We start from the raw sequence: 16,364 nt of genomic DNA on the forward strand, positions 1-16,364 counted from the left end.
ACGCTATCGGTGATAGACACGGTGACAGGGTCTGGTAGGTTGTCATCATCGCTGCCATCTTCATCTAAGATAGTACCGATGTTTGAGGCGCTACCTACAGTAACGGTGGTGGTCTCGCCGCTATCGGCGTAGCTGTCATCTATAGTGGGATACGTAACCGTAAAGCTGGTAATGCCTGCTGGAACCGTAATCTCACCGGTACTGGCATCATAAGTGACGCCATCACTAAATATAGGACTGTTGGTATAGTCATCGCCTTCAGTGGCCGGATTCGTGGCACCTGGGGTGAGACTAAAGCTGTACGTCTCAGCCGCGGCGCTTGGGGTACTGATAGCGACGGTATGCACAAGGTTACCGCCCTCAACAACTTGAGCTGCACTGACAGTCAGGGTAGCGCTATCGCTATCGGTGATAATCATATCTGCCGTATTGGCAGTGCTATCGACACTGATGCCCTCAAAGCCGCCGCCTTGGGCGTTACTGATACTGATGTTCACCAGCTCATCGCCCTCAACAAGGTTGTCGACAAGCGTGGCAAGATCAAGACTGGTTGCGCTTGCGCCTGCGGGAATGGTGACTTGCACCACACCGGTAAAGTCAGTACCATTTTGTGCCACACCTGAGTAGGTCACATCAACGGTCACATCGCTTGCCGCGGTTTGTGGATTACCATCTTCATCTTTTAAGATGATTTGGAAGCTGGCTGTTTCACCTTCGTTAACAGCGTCAATATCATCGTAGATCGAAACTAAAACCGTATCAGAATCATCTCTTTCATCAACGATATTCATATCCGCTGTATTTTGAGTAGTATCAACTGCTATGGCTTCATAACCACCGCCTGATACTCCGGTCAATTCAATATTTACAATTTCCGATCCTTCTGCAAGGTTATCATCAATAGTCTCTAAAATAAGATTAGTACTTTGATTACCCGCGGGAATAACAACAGTAGCAATACCTGTAAAGTCACTACCGTCTATAGCAACACCAGTATAGGCAATTTCTACTAAAATATCGGATACTGCATTGACTAGATTGCCATCTGCATCGCGTAGTTGTATCGGAAATAATGCATTAGCTCCTTCAATAACATCTGTTGTAAAATCAAGGATAGAAACATAAACACTATCTCCAAGATATTCATCAACGATGTTCATATCTGCTAGATTTTTGGTAGCATCGACCTCAATGGCCTCAAAACCGCCACCAGAAACGCTTGAAAGCTCAATATTTACAATCTCTGAACCTTCCGCAAGATTATCATCAAGGGTCTCTAAAATAAGATTGGTACCTTGACTGCCAGCAGGAATGACCACACTGGCTATACCTGTAAAATCAGTACCATCTATAGCAACACCAGTATAGCTAATATTGACTGTCGTATCGGTTACAGCATTTATTAAATTACCGTCTTGATCACGTAGCTCAATTGGAAAAATACCGTTAGCGCCTTCTACAATATCGGTCATGTAATCAAGGATTGAGACATAAACAGTGTCTAGTTCACAGCACTCGTCAACAATATCCATATCCGCTGTCGCATGATTAGGATCAATTGAGATTGCTTCAAAACCACCACCTGTAACATGAGCTAATTCAATGTTAACAACTTCAGAGCCTTCATCTAAATAATCATCTAAAGTCGCTATATCAAAGTCTACACTCGAGCTATTAGCAGGTATTGTGACACTTGCCACACCTATGAAATCCGTTCCGTCAATAGCAACGCCACTATAATGAATATCTACAACAACATCAGATATAGCAGTATTTAAATTACCATTAACATCGCGCAGTTCCACTGTGAAAGTTGCTAAATCACCTTCATAAACAGAGTCAACATTATCAACTATGGAAACTAATGCAGAATCAAGGTCAGTGTGACATTCATCAGTAATCGTACCGACACCGTTATTTAAAATAGTAGCATTTACTGGATTGGATAAAACGACATCAAAGGTTTCGGCTATTTCAGCTATATTGTCATCTAAGATAGCAACCGTGATCGTTTTAGTTGTTTCACCTGGCAAAAAAGTTAAGCTACCAGATACAGCCGTGTAATCACTACCGTCTAATGCCGTACCATCAGCGGTTGTGTAATCACAAGTCACATCGCCTGATGGGGTCGCCCCTGTTAACGTAACCGTGAACGTTGCTACTCCAGCATCTTCATCAACGGTGACACTATCAATGCTTAATGTAGCAGCCTCATTAGTATCCTCAATGTATAAATCTGCCGTATTATCCTCACCTATCTCTATACCTTCAAATCCACCACCTGTAACCTCTGTTAAGGTAATAACTACATCTTCTAGGGGTTCATCAAGATTATCCGTTAGAGATTCAATATCTAAATTCGCAGTACTTGAACCTGCCGAAATGGTAACTGTTAAGCTACCGCTATAATCATCACCATTAGTCGCTGTTCCTGTATATTCAACCGTAACTGTGACATCTGTTATAGCAACTTGAGGATTACCGTTTTCATCAGTTAAATTAATAGGAAGGCTTGCCGTATCACCTTCTAATATCGTATCAACATTGTCAGAGATTGACACAATGACTATATCCTCAGGACCTACTTCGTCTTCAATCGTACCAACACCGTTATTTAAAATAGTAGCATTTACTGGATTAGATAAAACGACATCAAAAGTTTCGGCTATTTCAGCTATATTGTCATCTAAGATAGCAACCGTAATCGTTTTAGTTGTTTCACCTGGAAGAAAAGTTAAGCTACCAGATACAGCCGTGTAATCACTACCGTCTAATGCCGTACCATCAGCGGTTGTGTAATCAACGGTGACACTATCAGACGCCAAAGAAGTTGATAATGACACCGTAAATGTGGCAGTAGCATCGCCTTCATTAACGAGAACACTATCAACACTTATTGTTGGCATTGTTTCATTATCAATAATGGTTGTATTAACTGTACTTTTACTGCTTAATACAGCACCACCTGTGACCTCAGTAATGATCACGTTAAATTCTTCAGATCCTTCGTAAATATCATCATTATTAATACCGATTTCAATATCAATACTTGTTTCACCCGCTGGAATAATTACTGTAGCTGTCGTGCTTCCTGTAAAGTCATTACTGTCTGTGGTTTGATTAACCACTTCATAAGTGATTACTGTATCTGTATCAGAAGCTTTATCTAATGTGATTGTATATATCGCAAGTCCACTATTTTCATCAACGCTTGTATCTCCAGCTATTGAAACCACAGCGGGAACCTTAACTATTGCTTCATCACTATTCGAATCTGAAGCATTTTCAAACTGATCAGCGATGAATGCAGAAACATCAATAGTTCCTCCATTATCAGGCGCAGGATATTCTAGAACCAATCCATCATCTATAATGTCTTGAGTAATAGTAACTTGCTGAACTGTTCCATCGGGATTTGTGATGATTAAAAAATCATCAATATTAGTATCTGGTGAAACAGTTATTAACACACCAACGGTTCCATCAAGCTCGGTAGCTGAAATAATGCCATCATTATTCGCATCTTCAGTAATGACAACCGTTGGTGGTTCAATAGCTTTAGAAGAATCAGGAACACCGGAGTCTCTTGAATCTGAATCATCCGAACCTAATGCCGCCAAACCAGCTGTTGTCAAACCTAAACCTATTAAAGGAATTGCGCCCATCCACCACGGTGAATTATAGTATTCACCGCCAAGTGCGTTACCTTGAGAAGCCCCGTCTTGGAGCTGAGTGACAAAATCTTCTTTTTGTGCAGTATCAGGAATATAGTAGTATGGGTCACCTTCTTTAGATATACCTAATAATGCACTTTGATTTTCACTTGCATCTAAAGTATAAAAATCTTTAATAATTAGATCATCAGCTTTGCCTGTACGATCAAAAGCTATTTTTAAATCATTATCAACACGAGTTGTTATAATATGGTCTGGACCATATCCTTTGGCGCTATCAAAGAATTCATAATTCGCATTGTTTACCGCATCTATGATAGTAGGTCCATCATTAGAAAGGTGCTGTTCAACTACACTGCCAGTAGTATCGGTGATTTTTACAATTATATTTTTCATTATTTTTCCTAATCTATTGTGTATAAAATTTATATTGTTTCTAATGTCTAACTTGTACTAAAAACTAACTAACCTCAAAAGCGAGTATGCTGAAGTAGTTAGTAGTTATTTTTGATCGATTACAGCAACCACTCTACGATTCAACTGTCTACCCTCTTCAGTTGCATTTGTCGCTATAGGTCTTGATTCACCATACCCAATGGCTTGAATTCGGTTTCTATCAATGTCATATCTATTTATAAATAATTGCTTAATGGCATTTGCACGTCGCTCGGATAATCTCTGGTTATACTGATGACTAGCATTACTGTCGGTATGTCCTTCAATGACAATCGTGGTGTCTGAATATTTCTGCATTAATTCAGCTGCTTTGTCTATTTCACTAAAATACTGAGGTTTAATGATAGATTTATCATTATCAAAAAGAACCTGTAAATTTATTGATAATTTTTCTTCTAAAACAGGAGGTTTCTCTTCTACAACAGGAGGGTTTGTGTTTACGACAACTATTGGGCGAGGAATGCAGTGAGGAATGACCTTACTGATTTGGTGGCTTTGATATGCCATATTTGTTAAATTAGGAACAGCGTTTTCTCTCGAAACTTGCGTCACTTTTGAACGTCTATTACCATCATCAACGTCAACCTCGAAATAATAGGTTTCATTTCCTTTCAGATCATAAACCCTATGATTTAAGAGTAAATCGTTCGTTTTCTTTTCAGTAACGTTGCTACTGATTCTGTTGTCACCTACGCATGAATAAACAATCGTAAAATTTCCAGGATGTAAGCTCACTTGATAATCATCATTAATTGAGATATTAGCCCCTGTCATAGAATCGTCATCATCCATAGCTCTATAAAAAACTAATCTCGTAAACTTATCTGGAACATCTTTTGCTAAAAGGCTATCGATATTTACTATTTTATCTGGGTACCATGCTACATTTTTGACTTTTATCATCTCATCTGATGTGCTAGCACAGCTACTAATTAATAAAACTACAAATAAAATACAATTTAGCTTTACTATTGATAGCTTCATTGATAACTCCTTATTATTTCTTTCAATAAAATTCAAATTCTTTATAAGATGTCAAAAATATATCCAATTAAGAATCCTTTTAATTTACTGTTATCAAAAAAAACTTAGTAGCTGGATGAGATTTTAGTAATACATAAAACATCTAATAATTCATTGCCTCTAAATATTACTACTTTGTTAACTCAGAATTAATAGTATAAACATACTAATATCTAAGTAATTTAGACAATAGGCCCCCTATATAAAACCCTAGACAAAAAAATGCCCCTAAATCATATAAAGTTAGGGGCTCAAATCAATTAAGGTTATTCGAGGTATAATAAATACACTATACTTGTAACTACCATCAACTAAAAAAAAGACTAAAAATAATTAGCTAAACTTTATTAAGGAGGTTATGCTCCTAAACTAAATGACACCGAGATTATATGCATGGAGCTTGTCGGAGAGTTTCTTGGAATGGATCAAGACAAACAAATATGGCAGTACTTTAAACATCATTGGTTATCTTGGTTTCCGACTTTAGGGTCTTATCGTAACTTTGCCAAACAGTGTGCTAATTTATGGATGGTTAAACAGCATATACAACAGAAAGTCAGTCTGACACAAATTGACGATATACACTTTATCGATGGTTTTCCGATACCCGTATGCAAATATGCTCGTGCTTACAGACATAAGACGTTTAAAGTAGATGCCTCTTTTAGTTACTGTGCATCAAAACAAGAGAAATACTATGGTGTTACGGGTCACTTGCTTATCAATATGTCCGGCATGATTAAAGGGTTTGCCTTTGCTTCAGCCTGTATTGATGAGCGTGAGGTTGCACCAGAGATTACGTATAATGTTCAAGGCTTATTAGGAGCAGATAAAGGGTATATTCGCCCTAAACTAAAGCAGTACTTTGCTTCTATTGGTATTGATTTTCAAACGCCGTTTAGAAGCAATATGAAAGATGATAGACCTAAGTCTGCTGTTAACCGATTGATGCGTTGTCGGCGTAATATTGAGACGGTGATTGGTCAGTTAACTGAGCACTTTAATATTCAGAAGGTTAGAGCCCAGGATTTGTGGCATTTATCCCATCGTCTTACTCGTAAGATACTGGCTCATAACTTCTGTTTTTTAATAAATAAACAACTTGGTAACCCACCTTTGCAGTTAGATTTGCTATTAAAGTGTTGACAGTAGGGTTATAGATAGATGTATTATAAGTTTAACTCTTTCAAATAATTCAACTCACTTCCCAATTCTTATTCATATTTGAGTTTTTGCTATGAGAATCGGTTGTATTCATAGATAAGGAGATATATGAGGATAATCGATGACATAGATGCGCTACACGCCTTAATTAAACAGCCAGAGAAAAGTCAAAAGATTCTCACTGAACAACTTAATCTATTAAATCAACACATTCCATTTGCTTTCTTAGGAGCAATCATACCATCCATCCTATTTTTTATAATGATGTATTTTACGTTAGATTTAAAATTTGGACAAAAAATAATTAATATTTTCTGGATTACCTATCTTGTTTCGTCATTATTATTTTCATGGAACTGGTGGTATAAAATAAATAAATACCCTAGCTATTGTACTTTAAAACGTATCAAGATGTTTTTTATCAGTTATAGCGCTCTTTTAATTTTTTTAGGATCAATAAGTAGCGTAGCTTTTATAGTTTTATGGTATAAGTACTCACAACTCACTATCGAACTCTTTCTAAACTTTATTTTCATTTTTTTTCAATGTATTGCTCTATATTTATGCTGGTACAGCTGGTGTAAAATTAAGTCTATAAATAGATTAAATAGTTTAGTAGTCGACTCTCAATCGGGTATATATACACTATCAGATGAGGAAAAGACTCTAACGACTGACGATACTGAAAGCAATAATAAATACCTGATTAATTACTTTACCTATAGGCTGCTTCTTATATGTACTTTTACAGTAGGTAGCCTTTGGGCATTAGCGATATGCAAAGTTGTCTTGACAAACATACAAGATTCTACTCAAGTCATTACTATGCTTGGAATTCATTTTGGGATACTTGGTGGTGCTATTTCAAGTGTAGGAATTTTTTGGCGTATATATATTATGCTAGCGTTGCCAAGCATGTTAGCGTGGATTTTTACATTATTTTTTCTAAACGAACCAAGACTTATAGTTCTGGCTTTAGCAATATTATTGCTCCTAGTGTTTACTATTATTTTTTCAAGACACACTTGGTTATATACTCTAAAGACCATCCTAGTGTATATGGAAAATAAGAAATTAGTGGAGCAGCTTAGATCTAAAACTAAACAAGTTGAGCAAGCTAGTATTGCTAAAACCCAATTCCTAGCTACTGCTAGTCATGACTTACGACAACCTGTGCAAGCTTTAAGTCTCTTTATTGAAACATTATCCAATACTGAACTTACTGAACATCAAGCTAAAATAGTCGAATACGCCAGTACTGCAAGTAAATCTAGCAGAGATATGCTCAATAGCATATTAGACCATGCTCATCTAGAATCTGGAACAATGAAACCAAACATTGTCACAACAGAACTCAACCATATTATTAAAAGTCTCATTGATGAGTTTAGTATGCAGGCTCAGTCTAAAAAGCTTACCTTGCGCTATCGCACTACTGATATTAAAGTCAGAACAGACCCATCGATGCTCTCTTCAATATTAAGAAATTTCTTAAGCAACGCCCTTCGTTACACCAGTAAAGGTGGCGTTCTTATTGGTGTCCGTGAAATACCTAACAACAATAGTGTTATACATCAAAAATTATGTAGAGTCAGTGTTTGGGATACTGGAAGCGGTATGACGACAGATGAAATAGAGCAGATTTTCATCTCTTTTCACCAATTAGAAAGAAATAATAAGAAGAATCAAGGATTAGGGTTAGGGTTATCTATCGCACAAGGTATGGCTACCCTTTTAGGCACCAGTATCAATGTAAAGTCAGACCTTAATCGTGGATCAGAGTTCTATGTAGATTTGCCTATTATAGATGAATTATATTCAGAAAATTTAGAAACTAGTTGTATGAATAGCAATTCATTTTCTCACCTAACGATATTAGTGGTTGATGATGAAAAGTGTGTCCTAACCTCAATGCAGTTACTACTTAGCTCATGGGGCTGTAAGGTCGTAACCGCTTACGATGTAAATGAGGCATTACTCCTCGCTAGTACCGAACAGCCTAATATTGTTATTACAGATTTTAGGCTGGCGGATAATGAAACAGGTGAAGATGTTATAAATGCTATTCAAAACCAAATTTCATTAACGATAGAGTTTTTGGTGCTCACAGGTGATACATCACCAGAACTTGTCAATACTGAACTCAATAAACGGATAAGAATTCTGCATAAACCCATAGATCCTGAGACTTTAAAAATGATGCTACATAAAATAGCAGCTACTATTTGATTCGATATGTTGGTTGATACTGGTAATCGCTTCAAATTGAGTTTAATAATGATGAAAATTATCAGCTAATTGTTTAAAACGCCCATGAAGCTATCTATTGGTGTATTATCGTAACAGTTACCTTGAGCACTCATAAAGCCTCTAAAGCCGTGAAATGATGATTTTACGATAATCATCGCTTTAATAATGCAAGTCTTGATCTTAATTAAAAGTAAGTCCTCGGCTAGGTCTTTTATCTTTGATTGCTTCATTTAGAGCCGGATAGGCTAAATCAGCGGTAATGTGTTTGTCCATAACGTAGCCTACCTATTCTTCGGTATAAGACTCTTATACGCATGCTAAATAAAGCTAACCCTCATCTGTCCAAATGTAGGTAATATCACTTACCGCAGCACAATTAGGACGATTAACGCCTAACTGATGTTTAAGCAAAATAGGATAGACTCGCTTGTTATGGTCTGAGTCAGTCGTCACTTTAAAACGTTTGTGACGTCTATATTTAATGTCATGTTCTTCTATGATGCTATATACCATATATCTTATGTTTCTGTTAGCTGAAATGTGCATTCAGACTGTAACTATCCCCTAAAATAACACAGCTCAATCGTAGAATTTCCTATAAAATACCCATAAGGAGTTTTGATATGAGCAAACGAATGACTGAGACCCAAATCGTATCGATATTAAAAGAAGCAGAAGCTGGAATACCTGCTAAAGAGCTGTGCCGTAAATACAGGATTGCTAGCTCGACTTTCTATAAATGGCGTTCCAAGTACGGTGGTATGGAAGTCTCTGATGTTAAGCGATTAAAAGAGCTTGAAGAAGAAAACCGTAGGCTTAAACAGATGTTTGCTGATTTAAGCCTCAAAGTGCAAATGCAGGAAGAGATCATAAAAAAGCTATAGACGCCACATGAAAACTAATACGCAATGGACTCACATTTGCACTAACTGCCATATAACCCATTAATCGTCTCAGTAAATTATAAGCAATCATAAGTCCCCAAAACTCTTGCAATACCAACTCAGGTAACTTACTTCTTAACAATAACCCCTCTTGTAAATCAGGCTTAACCTCCCGATACGCCATCTCAATCTCCCAACGCTCCAAATAAAGCAGGGCAAGCTTATCTTTGGCAAAGCGTTTACTGTCTATTAGGGAGGTAATGTAGCGTCTCACCTTACCTTCATAACTAAACTCAATTAAACGAGCTTGCCAAGTTTCTGGTAGACCTAGATTTTTCTTCTCTGCTTGAAGAGATACAGGCATCTCAGTCAAGTAGTCGCCTTTACTAAACGTCTCCTTAACACTATAGCGTAGAGTATCCTTAGCTCGCATTAACCAATGACTGTTTTGATGAGCGTGTTGCCACTTGATGAGTAAGTCTGCTCTATCGAATAAGGTAATGCTGTTGTTTTGTATGTTTAACTCATGCGCTAAGGTGGTCTCTCCGTGACTCATGTGTGTGATTGTCGTATCTATAATTGCATGTGTGTCGGTGTTGATCAGACATACTGAGCGAACTTGTGGATACGGCGTATTCTTGGTTCTGCCTTTACTTGAGCCAAAGTAGTTAAGGTTCTCATCTGTGTAAGGTAGCGAGTATACAACACCATCTACGACGTGTACGCTAAGTCCCATAAAGTCTTAGCGCTCTATACTTTGGGCTTGGTAGTGATGGCTTAGTTGATAGAATAGTTGCTTTAATGGCTCGTGTCCTAGTCTTTGTCTGGCTTGTAAGACAGCATTTGGTACACAGACCTGTCCATCTAGGTTAAGCCTCATTTGTTCGGTAACATACCATATTAGACTATTACGATATAAGGCTGTACCGATAACTAACCATACGACGTGTTCGGCAGGTAGTTTGCGCCTTCTAATACTGGCTTTGCCCGTGTGTTCTAAGGCTTGTTGTATCCATTTAGGGTCGATAATTTCTGCAAATTGGTCTAGGGTTTCAGGTATTCTTTTGTGGGTCTCATATATGGTTTCTTGTAATCTCATAGCTAAATAGCCCATCTAGTTATAGATGAGCTATTTTATTACTTTTCTTCGGGTTTTGCCTTAACTGACTGGCATTACCCAAGATTGGAAGGCTTTTTCAATATAATTGAGTTACTCTTCTTAAAAGTTTTCAAACTTCTGGAAACTTACTTTAAACCTAGTATGACTGGATTCTTTTTGAATGATTTGTCTATCTTCGACACCTTCCTTAGACTTTAATTCATTCCCTAATTCAAACTGTTTTTGGTCTTCTTTACTAATGCCCCATTCATAACCACAAATCATTATGCCATGTTTATCATTAAATCCTTCAAATTTAGATTCCCCGATGTTAAGGTCTTGGTGTGTCATAGTAGCTCCTTTATCTTCAAATCTGATTACTCGTTAATAATAATTAAGGTTGAGCACAATCATCATGGCTTATTTGATTTATTGCAGCGAAAAAGCCCTCCAATCTAAGCATAGAGGGCTTTAATATTTTATGAATGACTCAAGCTAATAAACTAGCGCAGCTCATCTACCATAGCAAGCATCGCCACTAATGATGCCTCACCCAATTTCATTGAACGCTCAGGCGACCAGCCTGTCTCTGCATTAGGCGCATTAGCATTGTCTTTAAATGGCATCTCTAACGTATTGGCCAGACAGTCAAAGCGCTCAGCCACCCAGTTAGTGGCTACCGTCATATTGGCCTCACCGGGTGCATCAATCTCATAACCGTATTCAGTCTGAAAGTCGGCGCTGGCCAGTTTCAATACATCAGAGAACTTCTCACGCAGTTGTGCCAGTCGGCTATCGTAACTTGGCGTGCCTTGCGAGCCAGCTAAGAATACATAAGGCAGCGCCTCATCACCATGCACATCATAAAACAGATCGACACCTGTCTTCTCCATTTTATTAATGACATGATACACCTCAGGGCTTCTCTCTAGACTCGGAGCTTGCCATTCACGGTTTAAGTTAGCACCGACGGCATTGGTTCGTAGATGTCCGCGCACGCTGCCATCTGGATTCATATTGGGTACAATATAGAAGTTGGCTTTATGTAACAATAATTTGGCAGTAGTATTGTCACTTTCTAATAAACTATATAGCAGACCCTCTATCAACCACTCTGCCATGGTCTCACCCGGATGCTGGCGAGCAATTATCCAAATATTACGTTTATTTTCTTGATTTTCAGTACTGTCATCGCTGACTTTTACTAAGGTCAAATCACGTTTATCAAGCGTCTCACCCAAGTGCTCTAAGGTCACCAATGGATGCGTTTGCACGGCGGCCAACAAATCTTGATGACGCTCATAGCTATACGGCGCAAAGTAGGCAATCTGAATAGAGTCATAATCAAGCTCAACCTCGATGCTAAGCTTGCCACCTTGATAAGTGGTGGGCAGACGGAACCAATAATCACGGTCGTAGGAAGCAACCGCTTGATAATCCTCCCAACCTTCTACATACGAGGACTCACCAGCATTCAAAATATTAAGCACATATTGCTCGCCAACATCACCAGTCAGTCGAAAGTTAAACCACTGAAAAAACTCATCGCCAAAATCGGGACGGATTTTTAACTGAATGTCTTTTTTATCTTCTAAACTGATAACTTCGATATTACCAGCATCAAAATTAGCGGTGATATGCATCATATTTCCTTAATAAATTTAAATTATTTTTTATACATATGGGGTAACATCATAAAGTGTAACACCTCGCTTGACTATGGCTCAATATGGCTAAAAATGCTATAGTTACCCTCTTACTTTTTGGCTTGTTTAATACAAATAATCCGCATCTTTCTAGCGCTATACTCTACACAGCGTAGCTCCACAGTCTCATCTCTATCTTAATTAGTTAATCAGGTCGTTTATGGCGTTTGTACATCTTGGTATTCACAGCGAATTTTCTATTACGGATTCTATTATCCGTATCAAACCTATGGTCAAGGCTGCCGCCGCTGACGGACAGATGGCGCTGGCACTGACAGATTTATCCAATTTGTATGCCACCGTTAAGTTTTACCGTGCCTGCCTAGATGCCGGTATCAAGCCTATTATTGGCGCTGAGATTATTCTGGATGATGAGAACACACGCTTAATGCTGCTGGCGATGAATAATGAGGGTTATCAGAGTATTACCCGTATTGTCTCATTAGGCTTTACCGAAGGTCGAATGAACCCTGAAAATAGAGGCACGCCCATTGTTAGCAAAGAGCATTTGTTAGCAAATAGCGCGGGCGTGATTGTTTTATTCACCGAAAAATCCGATGTCGGTCAAGCTTTAACAGGTTCTAACCCAGAACGTGCGGATCAGCTGATTACTGACTATCAAGACGCATTTGGCGACCGTTTATACTTTGCCATTAAGCGTACCAATCGCCCTGGCGAAGATGCCTTTATTTATCAAGCCATTACTGTTGGTGGCAAGCATGGCATTCCAATTGTTGCCCATAATGATGTGCGTTTTTTAAATGAAGAAGATTTTGATGCCCACGAAGCGCGTGTGTGTATTGCTACCTCTTATGTATTAGCGGACCCTAATCGCCCACGCAATTATTCAAACCAGCAATACTTGAAAACACAGCAGCAGATGGAAGCTTTGTTTGCTGATATTCCGCAAGTTATTGCTAACACCATTAGCCTTGCACAGCGCTGTAATGTGACCCTGACTTTGGGTATTAATGTATTGCCAGAATTCCCCATACCTGAAGGCGAGACGATTGAAACCTTCTTCCGCGGAGAGTCGGAGCGCGGCTTGGATGCGCGTTTAGATAAGCTTTATCCTGTTGAGGAGCGCGATGACACTTGGCCAGAGATTCGTAAGCCTTATGACGAGCGCTTAAACCATGAGCTAAATATCATCTTGGAGATGGGATTCCCCGGCTACTTCTTAATCGTTATGGACTTTATCCGCTGGGCCAAGGCCAATGGCGTGCCAGTAGGCCCAGGTCGTGGTTCGGGCGCCGGCTCACTTGTGGCTTATGCATTAAATATTACCGATTTAGACCCGCTGCATTACGACTTACTGTTTGAGCGCTTTTTAAACCCTGAACGTGTGTCCATGCCCGATTTTGATATCGACTTCTGTATTGAAGGCCGTGACCGCGTGATTGAATATGTGGCCAGTCAATATGGACGTGAAGCGGTATCGCAGATTATTACCTTTGGTACCATGGCTGCAAAAGCGGTGGTGCGTGACGTGGCACGCGTGCAAAGTAAGTCATACGGTCTAGCGGATAAGATATCGAAGCTTATTCCAAAGACACCGGGTATTTCATTACAAGATGCGGTATTAGAAGAGCCACAACTCAAAGACTTACTGTCTAATCCAGATAATATGGATTATGAAGATGCCAATGAGATTTGGGAGATGGCGATTAAGCTTGAGGGTATCACCCGTAACGTCGGTAAACATGCCGGTGGTGTACTCATTGCACCTAACAAAATTACCGATTTTAGTGCCATTTATTGTGATGAAGAAGGTCACCGTGTCAGTCAATACGATAAAGACGATGTTGAGGCCGTTGGTCTGGTTAAGTTTGACTTCTTAGGCCTACGTAACTTGACTGTTATTAATGCGGCAGTGAAGAACATCAATGAACGACGTGCCCGTGAAAATAAGCCAGCTTTAGAGCTTGAAGATTTGCCGCTTGATGATAAAAACGCCTATAAATTGTTGCAGGATGCTAAGACCACAGCGGTATTCCAGTTAGAAAGCTCGGGTATGAAAAAGTACCTTGCTAAGCTTCAGCCCACCAATATTGAAGATGTTATTGCTATGTGTGCGTTATATCGTCCCGGCCCATTAGATGCTGGCATGGTAGAGATGTACATTGACCGCAAACATGGCCGTGAGGAAGTGGTCTACGATCATCCGAACTTAGAGCCTATTTTAGAGAATACCAACGGCGTTATTGTCTACCAAGAACAGGTAATGCAAATCTCACAGGTCATGGCAGGCTACAGCTTAGGCGGTGCTGATATGCTACGCCGTGCAATGGGTAAGAAAAAGCCGGAAGAGATGGCCAAACAGCGCGATATCTTTGTAACCGGAGCCACAAATCAAGGCATCGACCCCGTGATATCCGGCGGTGTATTTGACTTAATGGAGAAGTTCGCTGGTTACGGGTTTAACAAATCACACTCGGCAGCTTATGGCGTACTCGCTTATCAAACCGCCTATTTAAAATATTACTACCCTGCTGAGTTTATGGCAGCGGTTCTGACCTCGGATATGAACAACACCGACAACGTGGTGTTCTTCATTAATGATTGCCGTGAGAACTTTGATTTAACAGTTGATAATCCTTCAGTGAACCGCAGTGAATGGCATTTTGTTGCTGATAGTCCGACCAATATTATTTATGGCCTAGGCGCAATTAAAGGCGTTGGTGAAGGTGCGGTTGAATCTATCGTACAAGCCCGCAGTAGCGGCGGTAAGTTTACCGATTTATATGACTTTTGCCGCCGCGTCGATATCAAAAAGGTCAATAAGCGTACGTTAGAGGCATTAATTAAATCTGGCTGTTTTGACGATTTTGCTATTACGCTACGTCCTGATTTAGACGCCGATCAGCGTCATCAGATTCGCGGTGCGCTAATGGTACAGCTACCAAGTGCTGTGCAGGCTGCTGAGCAAGAGCGCCAGAATAATGAAATGGGCATGATGGATCTGTTTAGTGAAGTCGATAATGCCACTACTGCACCACCTCTACCGACTGGAAGCGAGCTGATTTGGGGAGACAAACACCGTCTTAAAGCCGAAAAGGACACCTTAGGGCTTTATCTAACCGGTCACCCTATCGATCAGTATCGTAAAGAGGTCGCGGTTTATACCTCCAATGCGCGTTTGGATAATTTATCAGACACCGGCTATAACGGCAGCACTATGTTTGCTGGCTTGATTATGGATATCGCTAACTTCGGTAACCGCTGTGTGATTACCCTAGATGACGGTACTGCCCGTTTAGAGGTCAGCTGCTATGCTGAGCGCTTTAACCGAATCAAAGATAAGCTTAAAGTTGATGAAGTGATTGTTATCAAAGGGGGTATTCGTGACCGTGATGGGCGCTTATTTGCTCGATTAGATAACGCATATACACTCCTTGAATGCCGCCAGCGCTGGGTGAAGAAAGTCAGTATTAAGATTCATAGCCAAGACACGCAGCTGCTCGATTCTCTACAACCGCTACTTAAGCCGGCTCAGCTAGATAGCATACCCAATCTATCTGCGCCTGCGTTTGAAGAGGATATGGATGCTAAAGGCTCAGCAGATGCCTACTATAATGATAGCGTAGCCTATGATGAGTCAGGTAATATGCTAGCACCGACCGCCGCCTCTACTTATCAGAACGATGGCTGTATACCCATTGCGTTAAATGTCTATACAGAGTTTGCTATTGCAAATGTGGCATTAAATGATGACTGGCGTTTGTATCCTACTGATGACAACTTAATGCAGCTAAGCAATATTGTTCCTGATGAGAACTTATACTTCCATTATTCTTAGCTATACAGCAAAGATAAGACTAAAACAGCTACTATCGGCTCCAATCTCTTACTTAAACCATATCCTGCTTAAGCATTGACTCAGTGCTTAAGTATTTTTTGCGCTTATTTTTAGATAATGACCCTTTATAGGCCACGCTTATCTAATATTTAGAGGAATTATACTACCTTCTACTCTCTTTACTCGTTTGTATGCCAATTTTTAGCGTTATTTATATCTCTGCAACCCTAAGTTTTGTTGTTCTAATATCAACAAGTTAGCAGGCTCAAGTGGCTAATAATTGAAAAAATCTCAGTATTTATACTTGTT

General features: G+C 39.5%; 8 protein-coding genes and 2 pseudogenes. 4 read left to right on the plus strand and 6 right to left on the minus strand.

Annotated elements, in window-relative coordinates:
* Together AC2SLM_RS09850 and AC2SLM_RS09855 are read right to left on the minus strand one after the other, a co-directional pair.
* Positions 1 to 4,070: Calx-beta domain-containing protein (locus AC2SLM_RS09850; RefSeq protein WP_486553570.1), on the minus strand; the 4,070-nt coding region annotated here is incomplete at its 3' end.
* Between the two features lie 105 nt (positions 4,071 to 4,175).
* Positions 4,176 to 5,114: an OmpA family protein gene (locus AC2SLM_RS09855; RefSeq protein WP_486553572.1), complete on the minus strand. Its 939-nt coding sequence runs from the start codon at positions 5,112 to 5,114 to the stop codon at positions 4,176 to 4,178.
* A gap of 393 nt (positions 5,115 to 5,507) precedes the next feature.
* Here AC2SLM_RS09855 and AC2SLM_RS09860 point away from each other — a divergent pair.
* From AC2SLM_RS09860 to AC2SLM_RS09870, 3 genes and pseudogenes are all read left to right on the plus strand, one after another.
* A pseudogene (locus tag AC2SLM_RS09860) lies at positions 5,508 to 6,299 on the plus strand (IS982 family transposase); the annotation flags it as partial.
* A 126-nt stretch (positions 6,300 to 6,425) separates the two neighbouring features.
* Entirely contained in the window at positions 6,426 to 8,546 is a 2,121-nt protein-coding gene (locus tag AC2SLM_RS09865) for a sensor histidine kinase (protein ID WP_486553574.1), read from the plus strand.
* Positions 8,547 to 9,190: 644 nt separating this feature from the next.
* Positions 9,191 to 9,412 (plus strand): annotated as a pseudogene (locus AC2SLM_RS09870) (transposase); the annotation flags it as partial.
* Positions 9,413 to 9,434: 22 nt separating this feature from the next.
* Here AC2SLM_RS09870 and AC2SLM_RS09875 read toward each other — a convergent pair.
* The 4 genes from AC2SLM_RS09875 to AC2SLM_RS09890 all read right to left on the minus strand — a co-directional run bounded on the left by AC2SLM_RS09875 (position 9,435) and on the right by AC2SLM_RS09890 (position 12,196).
* Entirely contained in the window at positions 9,435 to 10,187 is a 753-nt protein-coding gene (locus AC2SLM_RS09875; protein ID WP_486553576.1) for an IS4 family transposase, read from the minus strand.
* 6 nt (positions 10,188 to 10,193) lie between these two features.
* A complete protein-coding gene (locus tag AC2SLM_RS09880) occupies positions 10,194 to 10,550 on the minus strand; it encodes a transposase domain-containing protein (RefSeq protein ID WP_486553578.1) in 357 nt (118 codons plus the stop codon).
* A 120-nt stretch (positions 10,551 to 10,670) separates the two neighbouring features.
* The gene (locus AC2SLM_RS09885; protein ID WP_486553580.1) at positions 10,671 to 10,901 is read right to left on the minus strand and encodes a hypothetical protein; all 231 of its coding nucleotides are present in this window, start codon (positions 10,899 to 10,901) and stop codon (positions 10,671 to 10,673) included.
* Between the two features lie 152 nt (positions 10,902 to 11,053).
* Positions 11,054 to 12,196: a M14 family metallopeptidase gene (locus AC2SLM_RS09890; protein WP_486553582.1), complete on the minus strand. Its 1,143-nt coding sequence runs from the start codon at positions 12,194 to 12,196 to the stop codon at positions 11,054 to 11,056.
* Between the two features lie 220 nt (positions 12,197 to 12,416).
* Here AC2SLM_RS09890 and dnaE point away from each other — a divergent pair, with 220 nt between their 5' ends.
* Positions 12,417 to 16,055, plus strand: coding sequence for a DNA polymerase III subunit alpha (dnaE, locus tag AC2SLM_RS09895; RefSeq protein WP_486553584.1), 3,639 nt, complete (start codon positions 12,417 to 12,419; stop codon positions 16,053 to 16,055).
* Positions 16,056 to 16,364 lie beyond the last annotated feature (309 nt).

The organism is Psychrobacter sp. CX16, from assembly GCF_057396245.1.

Excerpts from the sequence above, each read along its gene's own strand:
- AC2SLM_RS09880 (WP_486553578.1), bottom strand. The coding sequence starts at position 10,550 with ATGAGATTACAAGAAACCATATATGAGACCCACAAAAGAATACCTGAA.
- AC2SLM_RS09885 (WP_486553580.1), bottom strand. The coding sequence starts at position 10,901 with ATGACACACCAAGACCTTAACATCGGGGAATCTAAATTTGAAGGATTT.
- AC2SLM_RS09890 (WP_486553582.1), bottom strand. The coding sequence starts at position 12,196 with ATGATGCATATCACCGCTAATTTTGATGCTGGTAATATCGAAGTTATC.
- AC2SLM_RS09875 (WP_486553576.1), bottom strand. The coding sequence starts at position 10,187 with ATGGGACTTAGCGTACACGTCGTAGATGGTGTTGTATACTCGCTACCT.
- dnaE (WP_486553584.1), top strand. The coding sequence starts at position 12,417 with ATGGCGTTTGTACATCTTGGTATTCACAGCGAATTTTCTATTACGGAT.
- AC2SLM_RS09865 (WP_486553574.1), top strand. The coding sequence starts at position 6,426 with ATGAGGATAATCGATGACATAGATGCGCTACACGCCTTAATTAAACAG.
- AC2SLM_RS09855 (WP_486553572.1), bottom strand. The coding sequence starts at position 5,114 with ATGAAGCTATCAATAGTAAAGCTAAATTGTATTTTATTTGTAGTTTTA.